The sequence below is a fragment of the Candidatus Brocadiia bacterium genome (assembly GCA_041658285.1).
Taxonomy (GTDB): domain Bacteria; phylum Planctomycetota; class MHYJ01; order JACQXL01; family JACQXL01; genus JBBAAP01.
In genome coordinates, this window is the sequence record JBBAAP010000012.1 from 23,002 (window position 1) to 47,332 (window position 24,331).

At 48.0% G+C, this 24,331-nt stretch carries 23 protein-coding genes; 8 read left to right on the plus strand and 15 right to left on the minus strand.

The window, feature by feature from the left end:
- The first annotated feature begins 9 nt into the window (after positions 1–9).
- The 3 genes from WC980_09470 to rsmI are packed head-to-tail and all read left to right on the plus strand — an operon-like array spanning position 10 to position 2,411.
- On the plus strand, positions 10–1,404 hold the full coding sequence (locus WC980_09470; GenBank protein MFA5795273.1) for a tetratricopeptide repeat protein: 1,395 nt from the start codon (positions 10–12) through the stop codon (positions 1,402–1,404).
- 27 nt (positions 1,405–1,431) lie between these two features.
- The gene (gene rpsT / locus WC980_09475; GenBank protein MFA5795274.1) at positions 1,432–1,698 is read left to right on the plus strand and encodes a 30S ribosomal protein S20; all 267 of its coding nucleotides are present in this window, start codon (positions 1,432–1,434) and stop codon (positions 1,696–1,698) included.
- A complete protein-coding gene (gene rsmI / locus WC980_09480) occupies positions 1,695–2,411 on the plus strand; it encodes a 16S rRNA (cytidine(1402)-2'-O)-methyltransferase (protein MFA5795275.1) in 717 nt (238 codons plus the stop codon). Before rpsT ends, rsmI begins: the two co-directional genes overlap by 4 nt.
- Here rsmI and WC980_09485 read toward each other — a convergent pair.
- Positions 2,377–2,583, minus strand: a complete 207-nt coding sequence (locus WC980_09485; protein ID MFA5795276.1) for a hypothetical protein — start codon at positions 2,581–2,583, stop codon at positions 2,377–2,379. The two genes, rsmI and WC980_09485, sit on opposite strands and share 35 nt — an antisense overlap.
- Before the next feature lie 147 nt (positions 2,584–2,730).
- Positions 2,731–2,901, minus strand: a complete 171-nt coding sequence (locus WC980_09490; GenBank protein ID MFA5795277.1) for a hypothetical protein — start codon at positions 2,899–2,901, stop codon at positions 2,731–2,733.
- A gap of 175 nt (positions 2,902–3,076) precedes the next feature.
- On the opposite strand from WC980_09490, the gene WC980_09495 reads away from it, so the two are divergent.
- Genes WC980_09495 through waaF form a run of 5 tightly spaced genes read left to right on the plus strand, consistent with a single transcriptional unit; the run spans position 3,077 to position 10,187 of the window.
- On the plus strand, positions 3,077–5,641 hold the full coding sequence (locus tag WC980_09495; GenBank protein ID MFA5795278.1) for a hypothetical protein: 2,565 nt from the start codon (positions 3,077–3,079) through the stop codon (positions 5,639–5,641).
- A gap of 3 nt (positions 5,642–5,644) precedes the next feature.
- On the plus strand, positions 5,645–6,532 hold the full coding sequence (ispH, locus tag WC980_09500) for a 4-hydroxy-3-methylbut-2-enyl diphosphate reductase (GenBank protein MFA5795279.1): 888 nt from the start codon (positions 5,645–5,647) through the stop codon (positions 6,530–6,532).
- Positions 6,529–8,331 carry a hypothetical protein gene (locus WC980_09505; protein ID MFA5795280.1) on the plus strand — a complete coding sequence of 601 codons (1,803 nt, stop codon included), beginning with the start codon at positions 6,529–6,531 and terminating at the stop codon, positions 8,329–8,331. The genes ispH and WC980_09505 overlap by 4 nt, the downstream gene beginning before the upstream one ends.
- A gap of 6 nt (positions 8,332–8,337) precedes the next feature.
- Positions 8,338–9,147 carry a lipopolysaccharide kinase InaA family protein gene (locus WC980_09510; GenBank protein MFA5795281.1) on the plus strand — a complete coding sequence of 270 codons (810 nt, stop codon included), beginning with the start codon at positions 8,338–8,340 and terminating at the stop codon, positions 9,145–9,147.
- Positions 9,148–9,149: 2 nt separating this feature from the next.
- Positions 9,150–10,187, plus strand: a complete 1,038-nt coding sequence (gene waaF, locus WC980_09515; GenBank protein MFA5795282.1) for a lipopolysaccharide heptosyltransferase II — start codon at positions 9,150–9,152, stop codon at positions 10,185–10,187.
- 983 nt (positions 10,188–11,170) lie between these two features.
- On the opposite strand, the gene WC980_09520 is transcribed toward waaF, so the two are convergent.
- From WC980_09520 to WC980_09580, 13 genes are all read right to left on the minus strand, one after another.
- Complete coding sequence (locus tag WC980_09520) at positions 11,171–12,298, minus strand: transglutaminase family protein (protein ID MFA5795283.1); 1,128 nt, start codon at positions 12,296–12,298, stop codon at positions 11,171–11,173.
- A gap of 46 nt (positions 12,299–12,344) precedes the next feature.
- Positions 12,345–13,580: an NPCBM/NEW2 domain-containing protein gene (locus WC980_09525; protein MFA5795284.1), complete on the minus strand. Its 1,236-nt coding sequence runs from the start codon at positions 13,578–13,580 to the stop codon at positions 12,345–12,347.
- Positions 13,573–14,634 (minus strand): DUF362 domain-containing protein, encoded by a 1,062-nt coding sequence (locus WC980_09530; protein MFA5795285.1) that lies wholly within the window; start codon positions 14,632–14,634, stop codon positions 13,573–13,575. The genes WC980_09525 and WC980_09530 overlap by 8 nt, the downstream gene beginning before the upstream one ends.
- 1 nt (position 14,635) lies before the next feature.
- Positions 14,636–15,034 (minus strand): secondary thiamine-phosphate synthase enzyme YjbQ, encoded by a 399-nt coding sequence (locus tag WC980_09535; protein MFA5795286.1) that lies wholly within the window; start codon positions 15,032–15,034, stop codon positions 14,636–14,638.
- Positions 15,035–15,058: 24 nt separating this feature from the next.
- The gene (locus tag WC980_09540; GenBank protein MFA5795287.1) at positions 15,059–15,853 is read right to left on the minus strand and encodes a thiazole synthase; all 795 of its coding nucleotides are present in this window, start codon (positions 15,851–15,853) and stop codon (positions 15,059–15,061) included.
- A gap of 3 nt (positions 15,854–15,856) precedes the next feature.
- Positions 15,857–16,057, minus strand: a complete 201-nt coding sequence (gene thiS / locus WC980_09545; protein MFA5795288.1) for a sulfur carrier protein ThiS — start codon at positions 16,055–16,057, stop codon at positions 15,857–15,859.
- 10 nt (positions 16,058–16,067) lie between these two features.
- A complete protein-coding gene (gene alaS / locus WC980_09550) occupies positions 16,068–18,728 on the minus strand; it encodes an alanine--tRNA ligase (GenBank protein ID MFA5795289.1) in 2,661 nt (886 codons plus the stop codon).
- A 31-nt stretch (positions 18,729–18,759) separates the two neighbouring features.
- Complete coding sequence (locus WC980_09555) at positions 18,760–18,993, minus strand: hypothetical protein (protein MFA5795290.1); 234 nt, start codon at positions 18,991–18,993, stop codon at positions 18,760–18,762.
- Positions 18,994–19,029: 36 nt separating this feature from the next.
- On the minus strand, positions 19,030–20,070 hold the full coding sequence (gene recA / locus WC980_09560; GenBank protein MFA5795291.1) for a recombinase RecA: 1,041 nt from the start codon (positions 20,068–20,070) through the stop codon (positions 19,030–19,032).
- A gap of 119 nt (positions 20,071–20,189) precedes the next feature.
- The gene (thpR, locus tag WC980_09565) at positions 20,190–20,774 is read right to left on the minus strand and encodes an RNA 2',3'-cyclic phosphodiesterase (GenBank protein ID MFA5795292.1); all 585 of its coding nucleotides are present in this window, start codon (positions 20,772–20,774) and stop codon (positions 20,190–20,192) included.
- Positions 20,775–20,960: 186 nt separating this feature from the next.
- Positions 20,961–22,088 carry a hypothetical protein gene (locus WC980_09570; GenBank protein MFA5795293.1) on the minus strand — a complete coding sequence of 376 codons (1,128 nt, stop codon included), beginning with the start codon at positions 22,086–22,088 and terminating at the stop codon, positions 20,961–20,963.
- A gap of 31 nt (positions 22,089–22,119) precedes the next feature.
- Positions 22,120–23,904 (minus strand): glutamate mutase L, encoded by a 1,785-nt coding sequence (locus WC980_09575; GenBank protein ID MFA5795294.1) that lies wholly within the window; start codon positions 23,902–23,904, stop codon positions 22,120–22,122.
- Positions 23,901–24,257, minus strand: a complete 357-nt coding sequence (locus WC980_09580; GenBank protein MFA5795295.1) for a hypothetical protein — start codon at positions 24,255–24,257, stop codon at positions 23,901–23,903. The genes WC980_09575 and WC980_09580 overlap by 4 nt, the downstream gene beginning before the upstream one ends.
- Positions 24,258–24,331: the final 74 nt, after the last annotated feature.

Genomic DNA, 24,331 nt, shown 5'->3' on the forward strand with positions numbered 1-24,331 from the left:
ATACAGGAAATGTTAGATACTGAAAAACTGTTTACCAAGGCACAGGAAGCGTTCGACAAGCGCAATTACGATTATGCGGCGGACCTGGCCAAGCAAATCGTAGAACTTGAACCGGGGCATCCCAAAGCGCGCCATATCCTAAGAACTTCGCAAATCAGGAAATGCGAATCCCAGGGCCTGCGCCCTTCGGCAGTCAACGCCGTCATTTCCGCGTTTGTGCCATTCATGAAGGTCACCATTTTTAAGGCGATGAAAAACAATGTCAAACTGCTCCCGGCCGCCGAAGACTTCATAAGCAAGAACCCGTATAGCGTTTGGGTCAGGACCGCACTGGCCGACGCTTTACAGAACCTGAACTATCTGGAAAGCGCAATCAATGAATTTGAAGGCGTGGCTATGATTGCGCCCAAGCAGCTGCATGTGCTTAAGTCACTGGGGAAATTATATATCCAGGTTAAGGACGGACGGAAAGCCCAGCAATATTTCCAGGCGGTGCTTTCGCTTAATCCTTCCGACCTGGACGCGCCCAGAGCCCTAAAGGATATCGCGGCGTTATCAACATTAAAAGAAGGCGGCTGGTCCGATGCCAAGTCGTCACGCGACCTTATCAAGGATAAGAAGGGGGCCATCCAGCTTGAGCGCGAAACACAGATTGTCAAAGATTCCGAAATAAGCGGCGAAGTGGTGCGCATTAGTAAAATGATTGCCGAAAACCCGGAGAGCCTTGATAACATCAAGCACTATAAGAAAATAGCCGAGCTTTGCCAGCGGCAGTTTAAATACACCGAAGCCATTGACGCCTATAATAAATTGGGAAAACTCAACCCCAATGACGCTACGGTTAAAACAAAGATAGGCGACATCAAAATACTGATGTTCGATGCCGAGATTAAGAAAATCCAGCAAAAGCTCCAGGCTGACCCCAATAATCAGCCGGTAAAACAGGCCTTGCAGAAAGCCCGCCAGGACAAAAGGCTGTTCCAGATTGAGGAATACCGGAAACGGGTTCAGGACCACCCGACGGATTTGGCGCTGCGCTATCATTTAGGCGCGGTGTTATACGCTAACGGCAATATTGATGAGGCCACCTCGGAGTTCCAAAATTCGGTGCGCGACCCCAAGCGCAAGATTGATTCGTTCATCTACATCGGCCGCTGCTTCATGGCCAAAAAAATATACGATATGGCGATTTCCCAGTTCGAAAAAGCGCTTGAGTCCGGGTCCTTAACGCCGGAACAGAATAAGGATATCCATTATAATCTGGCGGCCAGCCACGAAGCTAATCAAAACATCCCCAAAGCGCTGGAAGAGTTCAAGAAGATATTAGAGATTGACATTAACTATAAAGATACAATGAAGAAAGTAGAACAGATTCAGCAGAAAATGAACACAACTGCTAAATAACAATCCGTTCTTAAAAAGGAGTAGCATATGGCGCATACGTTATCAGCAAGGAAACGGGTCCGGCAGAGCCTGAAGAAATCGGCCAGGAATAAGTCATTAAAAACCCATATCAAAACCCAGATGAAGAAATTAAGGCTTCTGGTATCCCAAAAAGGCGAAGCGGCCCTTATCAAGACCGAGTTTAAAACCCTGACGCGTTTGGTTGACAAAGCGGCCGGTTCGGGCGTCATCCACAGGAATAAGGCATCGCGCCTTAAATCCCGGCTTTCTTCGGCCATCGCCAAAAAGTCATGAGCGGCGTGCTCTATCTGGTCGGGACGCCCATAGGGAATCTTGAGGATATTACTCTCCGGGCATTGCGAATACTCAAGGAAGTTGATTTTATCGCCTGCGAAGATACCAGGGTCACCTCAAAACTCCTGGCCCATTATCAAATCAAGAAAAGCCTGCTCAGCTATTTCGAGCATAACAAGGATTATCGCTCCAAACATCTGGTCCAGTTAATGTTATCCGGCAAGAATATAGCCCTGGTCAGCAATGCGGGCACGCCTTTGATATCAGACCCAGGATACGAACTGGTGAAATTATGCGCCGAAAATGGCATCCGGGTAATCGGGATTCCGGGCCCGAGCGCGCTGATAACGGCCCTATCGGTTTCCGGCTTGCCTACAGCCGGATTTGTTTTCGAGGGATTCCTGCCGCTTAAACCATCCAAACGCAAGAAACACCTGGAACAACTGCGCCAGGAAAAACGGTCCATTGTAATATACGAAGCGCCTCATCGAATACATAAAACGCTGGCTCAGATTTCGGAAATACTCGGCAACCGGCCGATGGCTCTTTGCCGCGAAATGACTAAGTTCTTCGAGGAGATAAAATACGGACTGACTTCGGAAATAGCGGAACAGATAAAAGACAAGGATATTAAAGGGGAAATTACCCTGGTTATATCAGGCTTCCGTCCCGACCCTGTTAATAACGAGTGGGATCGCCTTCCTCAAGGTTGAATACATGCCGATCAATGAATTTATGGATATAGGCCATATCCTGCCAGAGCGCCCGAAAATGAGACTTCTCGTGAGAGAAATCATCTTTGATGGACGGGTCCCATTGAGTATTAAAAGATATGCAACCACTCAAAATCATAACGAGCAACCCGATTAATAGCAATTTCTTCATAATCTGCCTCCTCTTAATTACGTTAATTTCATAGCAGTATCAATCGCGCCTGTCAAGATAAAATATATATTTTTAATCTATAAAATTAACAAAATTATAGACAGCATGGATTAGCCTTATATAATCAGGTTCAAGGAGTTACCGTTTTTAATCTTCTATGAACACCAGAAAATTCTTGATTTTTGTCTTCATCTTGGCCTTGCTGGTTGCCATTATAGCCATAAATTTAAGGATTGTCTCGTCTTCTCTGATAAATATAGGCGGCATCAAGGAATCAGTGGCGAAAGTAACCGGGGCCAAAATAAGCGTCGGTGCCACAGATTTTAATTTATGGCGAGGATTAAAGCTGGCCAACTTTAAACTTTCGGTCACCTCCACTCCGACAACCGAAAACACCCTGCTCTCCGCCAGAAGCATCAAGGTAATACCGGATAGGCTTAAACTGCTTAAAGGCAAATTTACCCTGTCAGAAATAGTTTTGAGGCAACCGGAATTGAATTGGGATTACAAACTAATCTCGCAGCTTATTAACAACCTGGAATCCTCTAACACATCTCCACTGTCATACGGCACCGACCCTGCCCGCTCCATAGGGAAGAACTTGCCGCAAATTACCGTTATAAACGGAACTGTTCACATAAAAGATGTTAGCTTACTTAGCAAAGAGACTTCGGCAAAACTAAGCAATATTAACATTTCATTATATCCGATAGGAGTCAATCGTTGCTTGATTGAAGGAGAATCCAAGCTGGAGCTCATTCAAGCCCGGGAAACTGAATATTTTTCGGCAAATTGGCTGATTAACGGGGAGATAGATTTCCATTCCGGCATAGTTCGCTTAAAGCTGTCCGGTTTGGGCTTAAAGATAGATGAGAATCTGTCAAATAAGCTGTCTGATGAATTACGGCATATCTGGAAAAGGTATCAGGCTCAAGGGAAAGTCAATCTTAATATTGATTACACTTATAATCTAAACACTAAATCATCCGATTTTACGGTTCAGATGGATTGTTTGGACACGGAAATGACATACAGCAATTTTCCTTATAAAATCTCCAATATTAAAGGCCAAGTAATATTTTCCGAGTCTGTCATTCAACTAAAAAAACTTAGCACTTATGACCCTAAAAACAACAGCCTTATAGAGTTGGATGGGCAGGTCAACGGTTACGATATCAACTCCGGATTCGCCTTAAATATAAACGCCAATAACATCATTCTGGACAACAAGCTTTTCCAGGCAACCTCAAGTAACGTTAAAGAAATATGGAATAAACTAGCAATTACCAGGGGGAACATCGATATCAAGGGGACGGTTATTCGGGCGGAAGGCCCTAATAAAGCCGAGGAATATGGTCTTGAGTTCTTATTTAAGGCTGTTGAATTCACCCCGGCATTCTTTCCTTATACTGTTGTCAACTCTGATGCCGACATCGGAATCAACATCAAAAATAACGCCGCCACCGAGGTTAAAATAAAATCATTGAATGCCGTCAGAAGAAGCGGAACTAATAACGAAAACAAATCAGATATTCATCTGGTTGGCAACTATCACTTTGCGCCCGACAATGAATCCTATCAAATAATCGTTGAAGCTAAGGATATACAAACAAGCGATTACGCCCTAAAAGAGGCTGTAAAAAAATACCTGCCCGATACCGAAAAATTATGGATGACTTACCAGCCTGCAGGATTAATAAATCTTAACGTTACAGTGTCCAAACAACCTGGAGATAAAAATACCAATATTCAATTATCCATAGAATGTAATAATAACTCTATAAAATTAAAACCTTCTTTTTATCCGCTGTCGTCACTAACAGGCAAAATTGATTATATTCCCCGGGCTCTTTTGAAAAAAGATATTCTGGAGAAAAACACCTATGATTCATCCCTGACAGAACAAATTACGAGCAAACAACCAGACAATAAGCAAGCAGATTATTCAAAATACCGCGAAATGCCCGTGCTTCTCTTAAAAAACCTAAAAGCAGCCAATAATAAAACCGTTTTCAATTTTAATGGCATCATTATAAACCCTTTCTCTGGGGAAGAAAAACCTATTTTTTTATTGTCTATCACCGCCTCACAGATAGATTTATCACCTCAATTATTCGAGTTAGTTCCAGAACCTATCTGCGGTTTCCTTAAAGATTTGGAACTTACAGGCAACAGCAATATGTCCATTAATATAACCAGTCCTAATCTCAGCGGTGACACGATAAATTATCAGGCTGAGATAAAATTATCCAATGGCGCCCTCAGAGTTGGCTTGTTATTAAATGAGATTAATGGCTCCATCACGATAAAAGGTCAGTCACAGGCTAACTCCCAAAAAGGCCATACAGCAGGATCCATACAGATGAATCATTTACGCATAGAAGGCAAGCAATTTTCAAACCTTTCCATCCAATTTCTCAGGGAAAATAACCGATTTAGTTTTTATGACATAAACGGCTCCGCCTACGGAGGGACTATTTCAGGCTATACAACTGTTGAATTACCAAATAAACAAAATGCCAGCTCTTATAAATATTACGGACAAATTAATTTGGTCGGACTTGATATCAGGTCTATCGGCCGAGATACAACCTTGGTAGCCAGCGATATCTCAGGCAAACTATCAGCTGAACTTATTATTGCGGGAAACAACATCTCAAAGGAAGCCATCTCTATCCAGGGTCAGGCATCAATTATTGACGCGCAGCTCTGGGAAGTCCCGATATTTTTAAGCATTTTTAATCTTTTTACTATGTCAGAAAAATCAGTTTTCCATGAAGGCGAAATTAAATTCTCCATGAAAGGCGGGAAAATTAATGTCACCCGATTAATATTCGCCAGTAAATCAGTCACGCTCAAAGGAGCAGGCACGATAAAATTAGACGGGACTCTGGATTTGCAGTTTGATACTCAGTTCGCGCCATGGTTCTTGCCCGACATTAAAATCCTTAAAGATATTACAAATCTTTTCACAAAAGGTATTTATACCATTAAAGTGGAAGGCCCCTTTACAGAACCAAAAGCGGTGCTTAAACCGTTACCGTTGCTTTTCAAATAAGCTATGAGAATAAAACTTGCTAAAACTGCAGGATTCTGCTGGGGTGTAAAACGAGCTCTTGACTCAGTCCTGAAAATCCCGCCTCAATATACAGTCTATACATATGGACCGCTTATTCATAACGAACAAGTTGTTCAAATGTTGAGAAGTAAAGGCGTAAATCCGGTAACAAATCGCACCGAGAAACCAATAAAAAAAACAAAAAGACCTATTATTGTAATTCGGGCGCATGGCGCACCACCAGTCGTTCAGGAAAAACTTTCCGGGAAAGGCTATAAAGTCATAGATGCCACCTGTCCTCACGTCAAGAATTCCCAACAACAGGTAATGGAATACGCCCGTAAAGGTTACCATATGATTATTGTCGGTGATAAAGCACATGCTGAAGTATTCAGCCTGGTTGGCTATGCGCAATCGGTAAATCCAAATTCACGCCCGGTAGTGGTGAGTTCTAAGAAAGAAACTATTCGTTTATTTAATAAAAAAGATATTAACCTGCAAGTACCCATATGTATTCTGGCGCAAAGCACTTTCCAACCGCAGCTTTACCAGGAAATAATTGATGTGGTTAAAAATAGATGCTCCGATGTCATAGTTCTAAACACAATCTGCCCTGCGCCTACCCGCCGCCAAAGAGAAGTTGTCGAATTAAGCAAACGGGTCGAAGCTATGGTTGTGGTCGGCGACCATAAAAGCGCCAACACATCCAGATTAGCAGCACTATCAAGATCTCTAAAGGTGCCAACTTTCCAGGTAGCGGATGAAACAGAGTTACCTCTTAAAAACCTCAAAAAATTCAAATCTATTGGTATTACAGCCGGAACTTCTACCCCAGACTGGGTGATTCAGGCGGTCATCAATCGTCTAAAAAGTAATGACCATAATCAATGAGTAATTTAAAAGTATTATTTTTACTGTTTATCATCTTTTCGATTCTGGATAAAGCCCTGGCGGCTGATCCGGCTCCTCAGCCGCCTCCACCACCGCCACCACCCAAAATAAGCTCAACAGACTGGGAAAATAAATATGTTGCCTTCCGGAGCAAATACCAGTCTAAAAATCCGGCTGAACGGGTTAAAGCAGTGCAATTATTAAACCCTCTCTGGGGGTTTTTTGATAAAGATCGGGATCGCCGCCAGGCGGTACAGACAATAATCCAGACATTAAATTCAGAAAATGACCAAATCGTTATTGACGCCATTTTTGACTGCATCACCAAAATGACCTCAACTGATTATTATGCGGCGCAATGGTTTACCAAAGATTATTCGCTTGTAAATAACGAATCCGGCAAACTAAAATTAATCCAGGTATTAGGACAATTTATCAATTATCAGGCCGAAGCGGCGAATATACTGGCTGAAATGGCTAAGAACGATGAATCATCCCCAGCGATAAAAAAGACTATCATAAGCGCGCTGTCTAAATTCCCGGGATACCTTTCCTGTTTTCCGCTGGTCAACTTGTCGGCAGATAGGAATCAAGACATCGCCTGGGCAGCTTTATCCGTATTAAGCCAAATCAAAAACGTAAAATCAATTTCATTGCTGATAGAGCTCCTGCCGGATGAAAATCGCAAGATAATAAAAGACAAGATAGGACAGACTTTGGAAACGATTACCGGCCAAAAATACGGGATAGACGCCAAGAAATGGCAAAAATGGTGGCAAATCCCCCCAGAAACTCCCCAAACGGATATTGCCGCAGCAATCAATCGTGGCAAGGATTTCCTTATCAAACAAGCCCAATCTCAAGGAAAAATCAGCGACGAGTTGACTTTTTACGCTCTTCTGCACTCCGGGCTTCCGATAAACGATCCGATGATTGAAGCATCGCTAAACAATTTTATGACTAAAAAACTGGAAAGAACATATAATGTGGCGATTCTGGCCATGGCGCTGGCATATATTGATAGGGGCAAATACCAATCGCGCATCGCCCAGTGCGCTCATTTCCTGATGGCCAATCAATCTTACAGCGGAAACTGGACCTACGGCGCAACTATAGACGATTCAACCATCACGCAGACTGTCACTTCCGATGCTTTGAAACCGGTAATTACCGGTAAAGATAAACCGAACAATTCAACCTTATCGGTAAAAAAAATACGCGTGAAAGTAGCCTACCGGCGCAAAGATGCGGCTTACGATAATTCAAATACCCAATACGCCCTTCTGGGCTTAAGGGCCTGCGCCGAAGCCGATATCGATATCCCGCAAGAGGTCTGGGCCGATGCCGAAAAACACCTGCTCCGCACCCAAAGCGGCGACGGCGGATGGTGTTATACGATTGGCAGCAGTTACGGCAGCATGACCGCCGGCGGATTGGGCGGATTGGCCATATCAAAATACTACCAGAATAAAAAACTCAAGGACGACCCGGCCATCAAAAAATCTGTTGATTGGCTGGACAAAAACTTCACTGTCCTGGAAAACCCCTGCATGGCCGGAGCGCCGACCACCTGGCATTATTATTATATCTACGGGCTTCAGCGCGCCGGGGTGCTTTCAGATACGGAAACATTCGGCGAGCATAACTGGTATCAATCAGGCGCTCGTTACCTTTTGATAGAACAGCGGGAGAGCGGCGATTGGAATAACAACGCCCAGGATACGGCCTTTGCCATGCTTTTCCTAAGCCGGGCAACCAAGCCGTTAACGCCGATTAAATACATAGAAACGCCGAAATAAATCATTATGAAGCCTGTTAATTCAGAGGCATTTGAATCGATAAAAGATGACGGCCTTTTTTATCTCATCCGCAAAGGCTATCAGGACATCATCAAAAATATCAAGACGGCGTCCCCGGGAAAAACAGTCCAGGGCCGGGGCAGCTATAATACTTTTAAAACAGGCGCTGACACTTCGGCCGTCATTCGCCAATACAAACGCGGCGGGCTAAGCAGCGCGTTACTGCCGGACATCTTTTGGGGCAATACCAGAGCCATCAATGAGCTGAATATGACCGAGCAAGCCATCAAATCAAACGTGCCGGCGCCAGAAATACTGGGTATCATTACCAAGCCAGTGTTCGGCCCCCTATGCCAGCTCTGGATTATCACCAAGGAAATCGATGCGCCCACACTGGCCGAAGCCATCGTCTCGCTGGGGGAAACTGATTCACCGGAAGAATTATTATCCAGAAAAACCAATCTATTCAAAATGGTCAACGCATCCATAAAAAAACTGCACCAGGCCGGCATCCTGCACCGCGACCTGCATATCCGCAATATCCTGGTAAACCGTGACAAGGCCTATATCATCGATTTCGATGGCGCCAAGGATTTAGAAAATCAGCAATCAGAATTAAACAGCCTGATACGCCTGAACCGCTCGATTGCCAAGTTCCTGGGAGCTGCGGCTATCACGGCTTCGGACAGATTCAGATTCCTCAAGATATATTTTGACGATAACTACTTTAAAGCTAACAAAAAAGATATCATAACCCATTGTTTAAGAAACCTCAGATTGCACCAAATCTGGTGGTCAATCATCGGGCATAAGTAATTATGAATACGGATTACAAACACATATTAATCAAGACACCCAACTGGCTGGGCGACGCGGTAATGTCCCTGCCGGTGCTCAAAGCCGTACGCTACCTGTTCCCCGAAAGCCGCATCGCGGTTCTGTCCCGTTCCAACCTGGCCGAGCTGTTCAAGTACGAGCGCGCCATAGACGACATCATCCCCTATGAAGACGCCAAGGGATTGAAAAAAATCGGCGCCGAGATAAAACTTATCAAGCACCTCAAGAACAAGCGGTTTGACCTGGTCATCATCCTGCCCCGTTCGTTCCATTCGGCACTGGTAAGCTTTCTGACAAAAATAACCCATCGCGTCGGCTATGCCAGCGAAGGCCGCGGCGGATTGCTGACCCAAAGCCTGCCCAGGACCAAAGAAATCCTGACCCAGCATAGGGTCTATTATTTCCTGAACCTGCTTTCAGTCTGGAGCGCTAATAAGCCCGTGCCCTTCTCGGCCCCGCAGATTACGACTTCACCGGAGGAAGAGAAATGGGCAACCGGACAGATTAAAAAAGCAATCGCTTCCGGAGCGGAATATTTCATAGCCATCAACCCCGGCGCGACTTACGGCGATGCCAAATGCTGGCCAACAGAACGATTCGTGGAACTGTCAAAAAAGCTGCTTGATAAATACAGCGGATTGCATATCGTCATCATCGGCGGCCCGAACGAAGCCAAGCTGGGCAACCTGATTTCCCGGCAAATTGACAGCAACCGGGTGATTGATTTTACCGGCCAGACCTCGATACTTCAGCTGACCGCCCTGCTCAAAAAATGCAAACTGCTGGTAACCAACGACACCGGGCCGATGCACGTGTCCGCCGCCGTGGGCACTCCGGTCGCGGCTATATTCGGGCCGACCGACACCTCAACCACCGGCCCGTTCGGCAACGGGCATTCGATTATCTGCAAAAAGGCCGCTTGCGCCCCGTGCCTTAAACGCTCCTGCCCGACCGACCACAAATGTATGAGGCTGATTACGGTTGAAGAAGTGTTCCAGGTATGTAAAAAATATCTTTAGAGCCAGTTCGAACAACGTGAGTTACTGGCTCTTATCCCGATGAGAAACGCATCATCGGGGCTAGATCCAGTTGCGCCCCCTCCAAAACGCTTATATTCCTCCTGCTAAGACCCATATTTCCTGCACTAAGGCTTATATTCTTGTGAATACGAGTTATAAAGAAGCGTCTACAAGTTGCAGACAGGCGTCTATGAGTTACGGACAAGCGTCTATGGGTTACGGACAGGCGTCTATAGGTTGCGGACAGGCGTCTACGGGTTACAGACAGGCGTCTATAGGTTGCGGACAGGCGTCTACGGGTTACAGACAGGCGTCTACGGGTTGCAGACAAGCGTCTATGAGTCATATCCCCGAATCTACGGCTTATATCCTTGTGGATATGGCTTATATCCTTGTGGATATGGCTTATAAGCATATACTTACGGCTTATAAGCATATGCCTACAACCTATAAGCGTATACCTACGGCCCGTCGTTACTTTAGAGCCAGTAGGAACGAAGTAACGTACTGGCTCTTATCCCGCTTATTCCAGCGGGGCAGTACAGCTCGTTCGTTCCTTAGTACAAGCCATTTGTACCCTTCAGTGAACCATTCCCCGCCTTGGATGAACCGCTCAGAGACGTCAGTGAACCGTTCACCGCCCTCAATGAACCGTTCAGAGACGTCAGTGAACCGTTCCCCGCCCTGGATGAACCGTTCGGAGACGTCAGTGAACCGTTCACCGCCCTCAATGAACCGTTCAGAGACATCAGTGAACCATTCCCAGACATCCCTATCCCAGTTAGTGATACCCCACTGCCCCCTCCTGAAAGGCTGAAAGTACGTTTAATTCGTTTTTAGAGCCAGTTCGAACCTGGTCTGCATTAGGCAGGCATAGTGAGTTAGAGGCTCTTATCCCGACGGAAGTCGGGGTCAGCCCAAAAACCTGTCAATTTTGGACATCCCTGATGTATGTCGCATCTACACGCATCTACAAACACTATTTATTTTGGAACAGGCCGGTCTTCCAGCTTTGTCCGGCACTTTTGCTTTATAAACATTATATCATCGTTTGCTTCACTTGTGCATATCTCTGCAACCTCTGCAAGTGAGAATTTCTGATATAATTCATCTATCATTTTTAAACATTCCTGACAATTATTCATATCATTATAAATTAAAATTATAGCTACTATTGTATATAGATCATAAGGATATAAATTATATGCCTTTAATACATATTGAAGTGCCTCATTAAGATCATTCGCATCCTTTTTACCATTTTCTTCCCATAAGAAATGAATATATGTGCCTTTTCTGACATAAGAATATGAATAATTTGGGAATAATTCGATTGAATAATTTTCATATTCCACCGCCTGTTTGTAATTTAGCATTTTTTCAGGGTCTATAAATTCTCTTATTAACTGCCCCCCCAGATATTCCCCTAAAATTTCTTTACGTGATAAATTTCTTAAAAGCATCTCCTTGATCTTCAAGTCAGCATCTTTAACCAAGGGCGCAAAAATCTTCAAGTAGCTATTGTCGTCAACCTCAATACCTTTTTTTACAGGATCAATATTTATCCTGGTTTCCCCATCATCATACCTTACAAAAAAGTGTTTCGGTAAAGTTACCCCATAAATTGGCAGATCCAAACGCTCGGCTAAACAAAGATATATAATGCTTAAAGGAACACATGTCCCCTCTCTTTTCCCCAAAACATACGGCACCATAATTTGTTCCATAGGAACATTTCCCATTTTTTTTATGCCTGTGGCTTTAAATTTCATATCCTCAAACAAGTATTTATTTAAAACCCTTATTATTTCTTTTGGCTTATTAACGCCCTTTAGTCGGGGGCGAACCGCATCAGCCATATTATCCAATCGTCTCAATTCATTTTCTATGTTTATATTTGGATTTACAACCTTACTAAGCAGTATAACATATCGGCCAAAATCCAGCTTATCTTCGGGTGTGGCCAGGATTTCTTCGCAGACGGATTTGACTGTATATTTAAACGTTGGTTTTTCAGTTACATTGCTTAAGGATAAATTATTGTGGGCGCTGCACCCAAAACAGGCACATAAACTGACTATACAAAAAGTAATCTTTACTATTGAATTCATAATTTAATTAAAAGAATATCATTAATTTGGGGAAACTCATACCGAATCAAGGCCTAATGACCCTGGCCAGCGCCCAGACCGCCCGGTCGTGGACATAACCATCTCCGACATCGGTCACCACCAGTTTCATCTCCTTGGTTTTATTCAACGGGATGGCGATTTCCTCAGGGCCGTCGCCGCTCTTAAAAACCTTGCTTTCATAAGCCTTGACGCCGTCCAGATAAATAACGAACTGGACGCTGGCCTTGTCCTCGGCGGAATCGTCCAGCCCGATGGTCGCATAAAAAGTCTGGTACTGGCCGTCTGATTTGCCTGCGGTGAACTCGGCGAATTTATACGTCAATTCGCTGTTGGCGTGAACGCCCAGCCCCTTGGGATATTCAGCGCCTTTTATGGAGATATTCTTCGGCTCGCCTTTGCCTATCCGAACGCCCCTATCGCGCTGGTAAGGCCACAGAAACATATCATCCTGAGCAAAGGTCCAGGCGTATTCCTTAACTATAGAGGGCGTTTCGTCGGAAAGATACCGGCAGCGGCTGCCGGGGAAATAAACAAATATTATCCGGTCCAGCGGAATGCTGTAATTAATATTGTAACGCGTCTTCAATCCGATATGGCTCTTGCTACCCTCGATATACCCGGTTATCCGGCTGCCATCCCGGCACAAGACCGTCGTTTCAAATCCCGGCCTGTCCGGTTTGTTCAAGACCGGGGAACTCATAAACTCCACGCGCCCGACATCAGCCAACTTATAGGACAGCTCTTTGTTATACAGAGACGACTTAACCACCAGCCTGTCGCTGTCCAGCAAAGTAACAGCGCCCCTGTCCTTGTCTCCGCTCAACAGATAAACCATATCTTCTTCCGTATCGCCCGGTTCACTAATAAAAAACTTGTTGACGGCCATTTCGATGCTTTTGACAGCCGAATATTGTAGTTCCACCTGGCCTATGACCGGCGACGAGAACAGCAATTTGCCTTTCTGCCCGCCGTCTATCTTGCCCATAAGGATATCGTTATTAACGGTCGTAATCCTGACCGGTGATTTTACCGCCGGCGATAATTCCGATAAAATCATTATCCCGGCGATATTGTTATATAAAACTTCGGTGGGCGTGACTCCCCGGTAAACAATACAGCTGTCTGCGCCGAAAACAATATTTTCGCCGGTATAACTGCTGTTATCCACGCTGACCACTTCGGCGCCGGCGGCATAGACCGCGCCGCCGCCCAAAGCCAGCATCAACAACCCTATTAAAAACAGGCATCTCATCTTAATCATTGACCACCTCGTATTCAGTCGAGCCTACGCCCAGCTTTTCCGCTTCGCGGAACTGGATATTATAATCGACATCCGGCCAGGCCTGTTTAAAGACATCGGCACCGGCAGTTTTGATAATCGCCTTAATACTGGCCACATCCAAGGCCACCGGGTCGGTCCCGGCCAGTATCCCGGTATCATTGGCAATGGGCTTTTCCGGCTCGCCGATACAGTCGCAGTTCTTGGTGACGTTAATCGCGAAATTAATGAACAATGCCTTCCTGTCCTTTAGTATCGCCGAGCAATACCGGGCCATCTTCGCCTGGACCATATCCGACGCGGCATGCCACTTTTCAACTTTTACCGCGCCGTTCGGACAGACGGCATAACACTCGCCGCAGCCGTAGCATTTCTTCCTATCCGCATAAGCCTTCTTATCCTTGAGACTAATCGCCCTGGCCGGGCAATGCACCACGCATATCCCGCATCCGACGCACTCGCTTATGGCAATATCCGGCAGCACGCCCGAATGCTGGTCCAGCTTCCCGCCCCGGCCGGCCAGCCCCATGCCGATATTCTTGAGCGCGCCACCGTATCCGGACAAAAGATGCCCGGTGCAATGGGCAATGCCAATAATCACGTCGGCCCGCCGGGCCAGCCCGCAGATATGAGCCCACTTGCCCTCCGGCCCCATAACCGAAACCTGGCTCTCGCCGATCATACCGTCGCCGATAATCACCGGACAACCCAGGTTTTCTACGGAGAAACCGTTTTCGTGAGCCATCATCAGATGGTCCACCGCGTTGGACCGCCGGCCGGTATAAAGCGTGTTGGTGTCGGTCACGAACGGCTTGCCGCCGCATTCCTTGACCTGGTCAATAATCGGCCTGATGAAATCGGGCGAAACAAAGGTCTTCTTCCGGCCTTCGCCCATATGTATCTTCAATGCCACCAGGTCATCCTTGCGGATATATTTCTTCAGGGTGACAGCCTGGAATAGCTGGGCCACCTTATCGCAGATAGCCGCAGTGTCTTCGCCTGATTGAACCGGTTTGAATAAAATCTTGCTTTTCATATTACTTATCTGATAGGAATTTCAGCTGGACCTTCCTGCTCCGCGGCCCGTCGAATTCGGCGAAATAGACGCCCTGCCATGTGCCCAACGCCATCGCCCCGTTTTCGACGATGATATTAAGCGAACAGCCCACCAGCGAACTCTTGACATGCCCGTCTGAATTACCCTCGCTGTGGATATAGCCGGCCTCAACCGGAGCTAATTTGGATAATTGTTTGAGCACATCTCTCTGCACCGACGGGTCGGCGTTTTCGTTAATCGTCACCCCGGCCGTTGTGTGCGGCACGAACACGGTCAGCACCCCATCCTGCCATTTATTCTTCTTTATCAAGCCCTGAATCTGGCCGGTGATATCAATCAATTCCGTTCGGGAATGGGTTGAGATATTCAATATATCCATTTTTCAGCAAGATGCGTAATCAGTTTATTGACTTATTTTACCATCTTTAGGAGAAGACGCCGAAGCCTCAAAGTATTTCTTGGGTATCCGGCCGGCCAGGAAGGATTCTCTGCCGGCTTCGCAAGCAAGCTTCATGGCACGAGCCATCTTAACCGGGTCTTTGGCTAAGGCAATACCGGTATTAAGGAGCACCCCATCCGCGCCTAATTCCATGGCCACGGCCACGTCAGACGCGGTACCCACGCCAGCGTCAACTATCACCGGCACTTTCAACCGGCTGATAATAATCTGGATATTCATAGGGTTGACTATGCCCAATCCCGAACCAATCGGCGCGCCCAGCGGCATGACGCAGGCCGCGCCGGCATCCTCCAAACGAAGCGCCGTAATCAAATCATCCGAGCTGTACGGCAATACCGTAAACCCTTCTTTGACCAGAATCTTGGTCGCCTCAATCAATCCCATCAAATCCGGGTAAAGCGTCTTTTCATCGCCGATTACCTCGATTTTGACCATATCGGACAGTCCCACTTCGCGCCCCAGCCGGGCCGTGCGCACGGCCTCATCGACCGAATAACAGCCGGCCGTGTTGGGCAGAATCTTGTACTTCTTGGTATCGATATAATCCAAGAGCGACTCGCTGTCTTTATTGCCGGAAAGAGCCGATTTCAGGTTTACCCGCCGAACCGCCACGGTCACGCAATCGGTGCCGGATGCCTCCAAAGCCTCTTTCATCAGCGGGAATGTCGCATACTTGCCCGTGCCGACAAACATCCGGGAATTGAATTCGTATTTGCCAATCTTCAATTTCTTATCCATCGGTTAACCTCCGCCTACGAACGATATTATCTCTACTTTATCATCCTGCTTGATAACATATTTATCAAAGTCAGTTTTGGGAATAATCTGCAGGTTGACCTCTACAGCCACCTGATTGGTAACGATACCGGACTTTTCCAGCAATCCTCTAACCGTCAACCCTTCAGCCAGTTCTTTTTTCTCGCCGTTAACTGTTATGTGCATAACCGAATTATCAATTGCGGTTTACCAGCTGATTAAACAGAGCCAGCGCTTCTTCGACCTTGTCCGGCCGCTTGCCGCCGGCCTGGGCCATATCCTTCCGGCCGCCGCCGCTTCCCTCAATCACCTTGGCCACCTCTTTAATCAGGCTGACCGCGTTAAAATCATCCTTAACCAACGACTGGTGCATCATCAGCAACAGGTTGACCTTGTTCTCACTGACCGTGCCTAATAGTGCAATCACCGGTTCGTTAACACCCTTGATAATATCAGTGATATTGCGCAGATCATCAACAGTCTTGTTTTCTAATACTTCTGCAATCACCCGGCATTTGCCGGATGCCATGGCGCAGGCTTTGGCCAGCAAAGCATGGGCAATCTCTTTATTATCGCCCTTGCGGTGCTTGGCCAGTTCCTGTTGTTGCTCTTTAAGCTGGTTCTGGAGCGCCTTGATTTTAGCTGACAACTGTGCCGGCGGCGCCGATAAAAGCTCGGCCGCCTCAACCAGATGAGCCTCGTTCTCCCGAACATATTTAACGGCCGGTTCTCCGCTCAACCCTTCTATCCGGCGAGTGCCGGCCGCAATAGACGCGTCGCTGAGTATTTTGAAATATCCGATATCGCCGGTCTGATGAACGTGCGAACCGCCGCACAGTTCCCGGCTGTAATCTGAAATCTTGACCAGCCTGACCTTCTCCCCGTATTTATCGCCGAAGAAAGCCAACGCCCCTTGATTCTTGGCATCTTCAAGCGTGGTTGTTTTGATGTCAACCTTGCCGTTTTCCATAACGCGCCGGTTGACCAAGTCCTCAATTGCCTTTATCTCATCACGGCTAAGTGCCGCGAAATGGCTGTAATCAAAACGGAACCGGTCCGGAGCCACCAGCGAGCCGGCCTGCTCGATATGAGCGCCAACAATAGTGCGCAATGCATTCTGGAGCAGGTGGGTAGCCGTGTGGTTGCGGGTAATGGCCATACGCCGTTCGGCATCAACCACGCCTTCCAGCTCGTCGCCAACCTTTAACGAACCCTTCTTAACCTTGCCGATATGCAGAAAATATTTATCCAGCTTCTGGGTATCGGTCACGGTAATATGGGCTTTATCTGATGATAATTTCCCCATATCACCCACCTGTCCGCCCGATTCGGCGTAAAATGACGTCCGGTCCGTGATAATTCCCACTTCGGTACCGGCTTCAGCCGACTGGATAACCTTGCCTTCAGCCAGGATGGCCTCAACTTTCATCTTGGCGACCAATGTTTCGTTGCCCAGATAAACAGTCTCGGACAGGATATTCCTGATTTCATCCAGCGGTGTCTTGGCAAAAACTGAATCAGCTATTTTAGACGATGCCCGGGCCGATTCCTTCTGCTTTGACATAGCCGCCTCGTAACCGGTAATATCCAGCCGAAAACCCTTTTCAGCCAGAATTGATTCGGTCAGGTCAATCGGAAACCCGTAAGTATCGTAAAGTTTGAAAGCATCCTCGCCTGGAAAAACCTTAGACGATTTGGCTACTTTCTTGATAGTTTCATCCAACAATACCATTCCCTGTTCCACGGTTTCCAGGAACTTTTCCTCTTCGGCTTTGATTATCCGTACGATATGCTCGCGCCGGCCGACCAATTCCGGATAGCCGGACTTCATCACTTCAATCACGGAAGGAATAATCTTATGCATAAACGGCTTGTTAAGGCCCATAGTCATGCCGTCACGCACAGCCCGCCGAAGGATGCGGCGTTCGACGTAACCGCGGCCTTCGTTCGACGGCAACACACCGTCCGATATAAGCATCACCAGCGCCCGGCTGTGGTCGGCAATGCGCCTGATTCGGGCTGTGTTCTCCGGGATGCTCGCCTCGGCCGACTTCTGGTCAGCCGTCACCTCTATCAAGCCATCAATATATTTTATAATATGCTTGAATATATCAATATCAAAATTACTCCGGACGCCCTGCATCACGGCAGAGATACGCTCCAGCCCCATGCCGGTATCGATGTTCTTCTGGGCCAGCGGCACCAGTTCATCCACGTCGCGCCGGTCGAATTCCATAAATACCAGGTTCCAGATTTCCACGAACCGGCCGCAGTCGCAAGCCACGCCGCATTCTAGCAGACCGCAGCCGACAGACTCGCCGTAATCGTAATATATCTCCGAGCACGGCCCGCACGGGCCATTCGGGCCTTCGGCCGGAGCGTTAGCCGGCCAGAAGTTGCCTTCCGGCCCGAGCCGGTAAATCATCTTTTCCGGAATGCCGATTTCCTTGTTCCATATCCGGTATGCCTCGTGGTCATCCTTATAAACCGATATACGCAGTTGCTCGGCCGGTATTTTAAGCCGGACCGTCAGGAACTCCCAAGCCCATTGGATGGCCTCTTTCTTGAAATAGTCGCCGAACGAAAAATTGCCGAGCATTTCAAAGAAGGTATGGTGCGCCGAGGTTCGGCCGACCTTTTCGATATCGCCAGTGCGCAGGCACTTCTGGGACGTGGTGGCCCGTTTAAAAAGCGGCTTGACCCGGCCCAGGAAATAATCCTTGAACTGGTTCATACCGGCGCCGGTAAAAAGCAGCGTCGGGTCATTGGCCGGCACCAGCGAATCGCTCGGGCAGACCTGATGGCCCTTCTCCTGGAAAAACTCCAGGAACAACTTGCGCAGTTCGTCAACCTTCATAAATTAATCTCGCCGCAGAATTACGTCCCGGTTAATCTTCTTCCTCGTAATCTTCGTTATTATCCGAAAACAGCGTCATCACCGGAGCCGAGCCGTCAACCAGCTGGTCGCCCGGCAGCAGGCTCAATCTGTTAGCGCCCGGGCCTTTTTTGCCGATAATCTTCTTCAGGCCATCAGACAAAAATTCCAATCCTTCTTTGTTACCTATAATCTTAACTTCGTGAGACTCGTTGCAGTAATAAATCTTCAGTTTTTTATCTGCCATATCATACTCCTAACAATTATCCTATTATAAAATCTATTACGCTAAACCGTGAAGCTTCTTAACCTCGTCTTCTATCTCCTTCATAATCGGGGGATTCTCCTTGAGGTAATCCTTAGCCTTTTCCCGCCCCTGGCCGATACGGTTGCCTTTGTATTCCATCCAAGCGCCGCTCTTCTTAACCACTTCCGCAGTAACGGCCATATCCAAAACATCTCCTATGTAAGAAATCCCGCCGGAGTGCATAATATCAAGCTCCACCTTCCGGAATGGCGGCGCGACCTTATTTTTAACCACGCTCACCCGGACATGGGTGCCAATAACCTCTTCGGCGGTATTCTTGAGCGAACCTATTTTACGCACATCCAGCCTAACCGAAGCGTAGAACTTCAGCGCCCGTCCGCCCGGCGTGGTTTCCGGGTTACCCCAGGAAATGCCGATTTTCTCGCGAAGCTGGTTGATGAATATCACGCAGGTGTTGGACTTGCTGATAATCGCGGTCAGTTTCCGGAGCGCCTGTGACATCAAGCGTGCCTGGAGACCAACGTGCGCATCGCCGATATTGCCTTCGATTTCGGCTTGGGGCACCAGCGCCGCCACCGAGTCAACGACCACGATATCAACCGCATTACTCCGAACCAAGGTCTCGGCTGTGTTAAGGGCCTGTTCGCCGCTGTCCGGCTGGGAAATCACCAGGTCTTCCAGATTAACGCCTATTTTCTCGGCATAAATCGGATCAAGCGCGTGTTCCACGTCAATGAACGCGGCCGTGCCGCCGTTTTTCTGGGCGTTAGCCACGATATGCAACGACAGCGTTGTCTTGCCGGAAGCTTCCGGCCCGAATATCTCAATCACCCGGCCCTTGGGCACGCCGCGGCCACCCAGAGCAATGTCCAAGCTCAAAGAACCGGTCGAGATGCACGGTATATCAATGCGCGTTTCACCGCCCAGTTTCATCACCGCGCCCTTGCCGTACTGCTTTTCCAGATGAGCAATTGCCTGAGTCAAAGCATCCGATTTCTGCTTCTGTTCGGCACTAACCGCCGGGGCTTTCTTTTCTTTTTCCTTTTGCTCTGCCATAAAAACCTCCTCTTAGAGCCAGTTAATCCATATAGCGTTATGGCGCCGAAGCGCCATGGCGCCCTATGGCGCTCACTGGATCTTAGACCCCACAACTACCGGTTGCGGGATTTATTCATTTATCCTAATTTAAATTTCTCCACTTCGCGGTAAATCGGGCCGTCCGGCGTAAGTTTGCTTTCGAACAGCGTCACGCCGCTGACTGCCTGAATACCAAACGATTTACTATTATTACTATTAATAACTGTTGCCAGTTTATCAACATTCTTCCCCGATTTTACCCGGCCCAGGGTTATGTGAGCTAAGAAGGTCTTGTCGTCCCCGGGCAGTCCCATGCCCAAAATACCGGTTTCAATATCGCGGTAAAGCGCCGGCAACACCGGCTTCAGCTCACGGCATCCGGCCCAGACTACTCGCGGACGGCTGACGTTCCTGTCTGCGTGTGACGCACAGGCAGGCGGAAAAGCGCCCAGCCCAACAATCTCCATACTAAAAGCCCTGTGTCCGGAACAGGCTTTGACCAAAGTTTCTGCCAATTTAGAAACCATCGATTCAGGCACCTCGCCCAGAAAACGCATGGTCAGGTGGATATTGACTGGCTCAACCCATCGCGCATCGACGCCTGACTGCCTTAATTCAGCCTGCGCCTTAATCAAAGCCTGACGAACGGATTCATCCAGCGTTATCGCGACAAATAATCGCATTTATCAACCCGAATAATTGATTAACTAAACAGCCTAATTTAGTTTACTGAAAAAGAGGAAATAGTCAATAATTTGGTGTTATCCAATCTCAAAATAATACCGGTGTGTAATTTAGTGTTCAAACAACCATAGAATTAAATATATATGGGAGATTAACTAGGGTAAAGACTGCTTTTAAGGTGGTTATTATTCCTCAATCAGCTCAACATTGGCCCGTGGAATGATAGCGCGCTTGCTATCCGAGAACTCAACCTCAAGCACCCGGGCCGGGCTTTCGGTCTCGATATTGACCAACTCGTTGGGCAGTTTGGTTACCCGAGCCAGTCTGCCAAAGTAAGGTTCACGGATTATCCGGATAGCGTCGCCTTCTTTCATAGCGCCCCGCTCCCATCCTTCCTGGGTGGCCACGGCCTTGGCCAATTCGGGGTCGGGGATGATGATTTCCGGACGGATGACACCAGCTCTGATTTGGGTGGCGCCGCTGATGGATGCCTTTTTGCCTTCCTTCTTGACCAGCAGGTCAAAGGTCTTTTTGGCCATATTTATCCGGCCAAAACCTTCGGTCAGCACCAGGGTCAAGCCGATTTTCTCGGTGCCGGTAATGGCCACACCCAGGTCGTAACCAAGCAATTCCTTGAGATCCTTGTCGTCGAATCCGCCGATTACTATGCCTTTAACACCTACTTCAATGGCCCTTTTCAGGGTAGCGCTGGGCACGTATGAGCCGCCCACTATTATTTTCCCTTTATATTCGGGCTTGACCTTGTCAGGTGTAAGCTCTTCATCAGCCGATTTGACGGCCATCTGGAGGTTGCCGGTAACTTCACCGCCGATGCCGAAAATACCCTGGACAAATGAGCAGTAGGTCTCAACAACGGCACCTTCGCGCGGGATTACTTCCACCACCTTGCCGTCAATATAAGCCTTGAGTTCCAGCGGCTGGGGCGGTTCACGAAGCAATACCTGGCCGGTAATTTCAGAGACGCTTTCAACCGTACCGTCGATGGGTGATTTAATGGCTGTCTTGAACCACTTGATAAACGGCTTGCTCTCAGCGATGGCTTCGTCTTTGGCTATCTTGTCGCCGGGTTTCTTGAGCATGTAGAGGTGAATGTCTTCCGGCGCAATAGACAGCAGGTTAACAATATTGATGCTCTGGACCTTTCCGGGCAGTTCGGTCCGGGCAATAATGGTATCGGAATTAACGGCCTGGCCGGCTTGGACCAGCACATTGCCCTGAATGGGCAGAATGCGCTTCTTCTTGATAAGCGTCCGCTCGGTCACCCTCAATCCTGGCGTATATGCATGACCCATAAATTAAATCCTAATTCTAAAGTTGTAAATATTATTCCGGGTAAAGGTTCATTGCCTTAGCCCATTTGTTCAAACAGCTAACCCGTTCGTCTTTATTTTCAGGCAGTACCAGCGGCCTACCCCGGGTATCAAAAGCCAGCCCAACCACGCCGCCGGCCACTTTTTTATTAATAGCCTTGCCCTTGCCTTCACCCAAATCAAATCCTCGGGCCGGAGTAACTTCAATCGTTGCTTCCTGACCGACACCCAGCTGATATAACCTGACCTCGCCGTAAGGCATAGAATCGGTTACAACCTTGCCGTCCGGAAAGGTTATCTTATATTCCAAACACTTGTCGCCAACCTTGCCCTGACCAACTGTGGCCACGCAAGTACCGATGTAAACCATGCAATCACGGGTAAAAACGTCGGTGGCGGCTTTATCATTAACCGTGGAAAGAACGCCCAGATGCGGCATCATAAAAATGCTATCCACTGAAATAAGCGTCACGCCGACCGGCTGGTAAGAGTCCATCATCATCATCATCGACTGTGATCGCCGGGGCGAGTGCGAGAGTATCCCGCCGCTGCCGACTATCAAGTTCAGGCGTTTCATATCTATCAGAGTCTGCCCGGAAGCACTCTGGTCAAAAGCGTCGGAAATGCTCCGCTCCTGTTGAATGCCCTTCAACCCTACCGCCAGTTTCTTATGATGCTCAAAGGCCAGCCGCAATGCCTCGCGGGCGATGGCCTGCTCGACCTTAAGTTCTTCCAGAGTCTGGGGAATAGTGGTCGGACGAATCATTTTATTCTTAATACGATTGCGTATGTCTTCTTCCTTGATATCAAACGGCACCCAGCGCATAATATTGGGCAGTCCGGCCTCGGCCAGAACGTTAGAAATACTGTAACTCATCCCTAGGTTAGCGCTGACGGTACGGTTAAAAATACCGTCAAAAACCGAGAAGGTATCGGTGGTGGCGCCGCCGATGTCGACTCCGACCAGGTTAATGCCCTGTCTCTTGGCGATGGTTTCCATAATCAGGCCGACGGCGGCCGGCGTGGGCATAATCGGCGCACCGACCCAAGACATAAGCTTTTTGTATCCGGGCGCCTGAGCCATAACGTGTTCTAGGAAAAGTTCGTGTATTTCGTGCCGGGCCGGGCCGAGATTCTCACGCTCCAGAACCGGCCGAATGTTGTCAGTAATGTAAAGAGCCGTGCGCTTACCCAAGATTTCTTCGATATTGGGCCGGGCTATCTTGTTCCCGGCAAAGATGACCGGCAGTTGGTAGCCGATGCCGAAACGCGGCTTGGGGTCGGCCGCGGCCAAATATTCAGCCAGTTCGACCACGTGGGTGACGGTACCACCGTCGGTACCGCCGGATAAAAGAACCATATCCGGGCGAAGCTGGCGGATGCGTTCAATTTTCTCGTGCGGCAGGCGTCCATCGTTTGAGGCCAGCACGTCCATGACAATAGCGCCGGCGCCGAGCGCGGCGCGCTGAGCGCTTTCACCGGTCATACTCTTAACCGCACCGGCCACCATCATTTGCAGGCCGCCGCCGGCGGAGCTGGTGGAAACGTAGATATCAACACCGGTCTTGCCGTTGTTGGGATAAATAATCTTTTCGCCGTCAAGAATCTTACGGCCGGAGAGATCCTCCACCTCAGAGATGGCGTTGAGAACGCCTTTGGTGACATCCTCGAAAGGCGCTTCAACCGTGGTCGGCGCCTCGCCCCTAAAGGTCTGGCGGTACTCGCCCGAGGCGGTCTTTTCTATCAGAATCGCCTTAGTAGTGGTGCTTCCGCAGTCCGTTGCAATTATTACGTTCATTTCTTATTATCTTCTACGCCTTTGTTCTCAGGCGGCTTTTTAGCTTCTTCGTCCGCTTTTTCTATACGCTCGATAATCAAGTCGACGCTCTTGCGGCGCTCGAGTATCACAGCCATCTTTTCATATTCAGCGGTTGACCAGACAAACCCAACAATCGGCTTAAAGAACTCCATCGCCTGACTGCCCAGGAAATTAAGAGGCCTGACCGATTCCAGAAACATCACGGCCGGAACCGCCATCTGGCGCCGGACTACCAGTCCGGCCAGTTTATCGACTAAAGCTATCTCCTCCTCCGTGAATTTATCGCCCTTATCTATGGCAAAAGCGTGCTTAAGTTTATCTATTAACGACATTTGGTTATATCAGCCATTGTTAAGACCGTTAATTTAACTTTAGCCGAGCCTGCTGTCAAGAAATTAGAGACAGT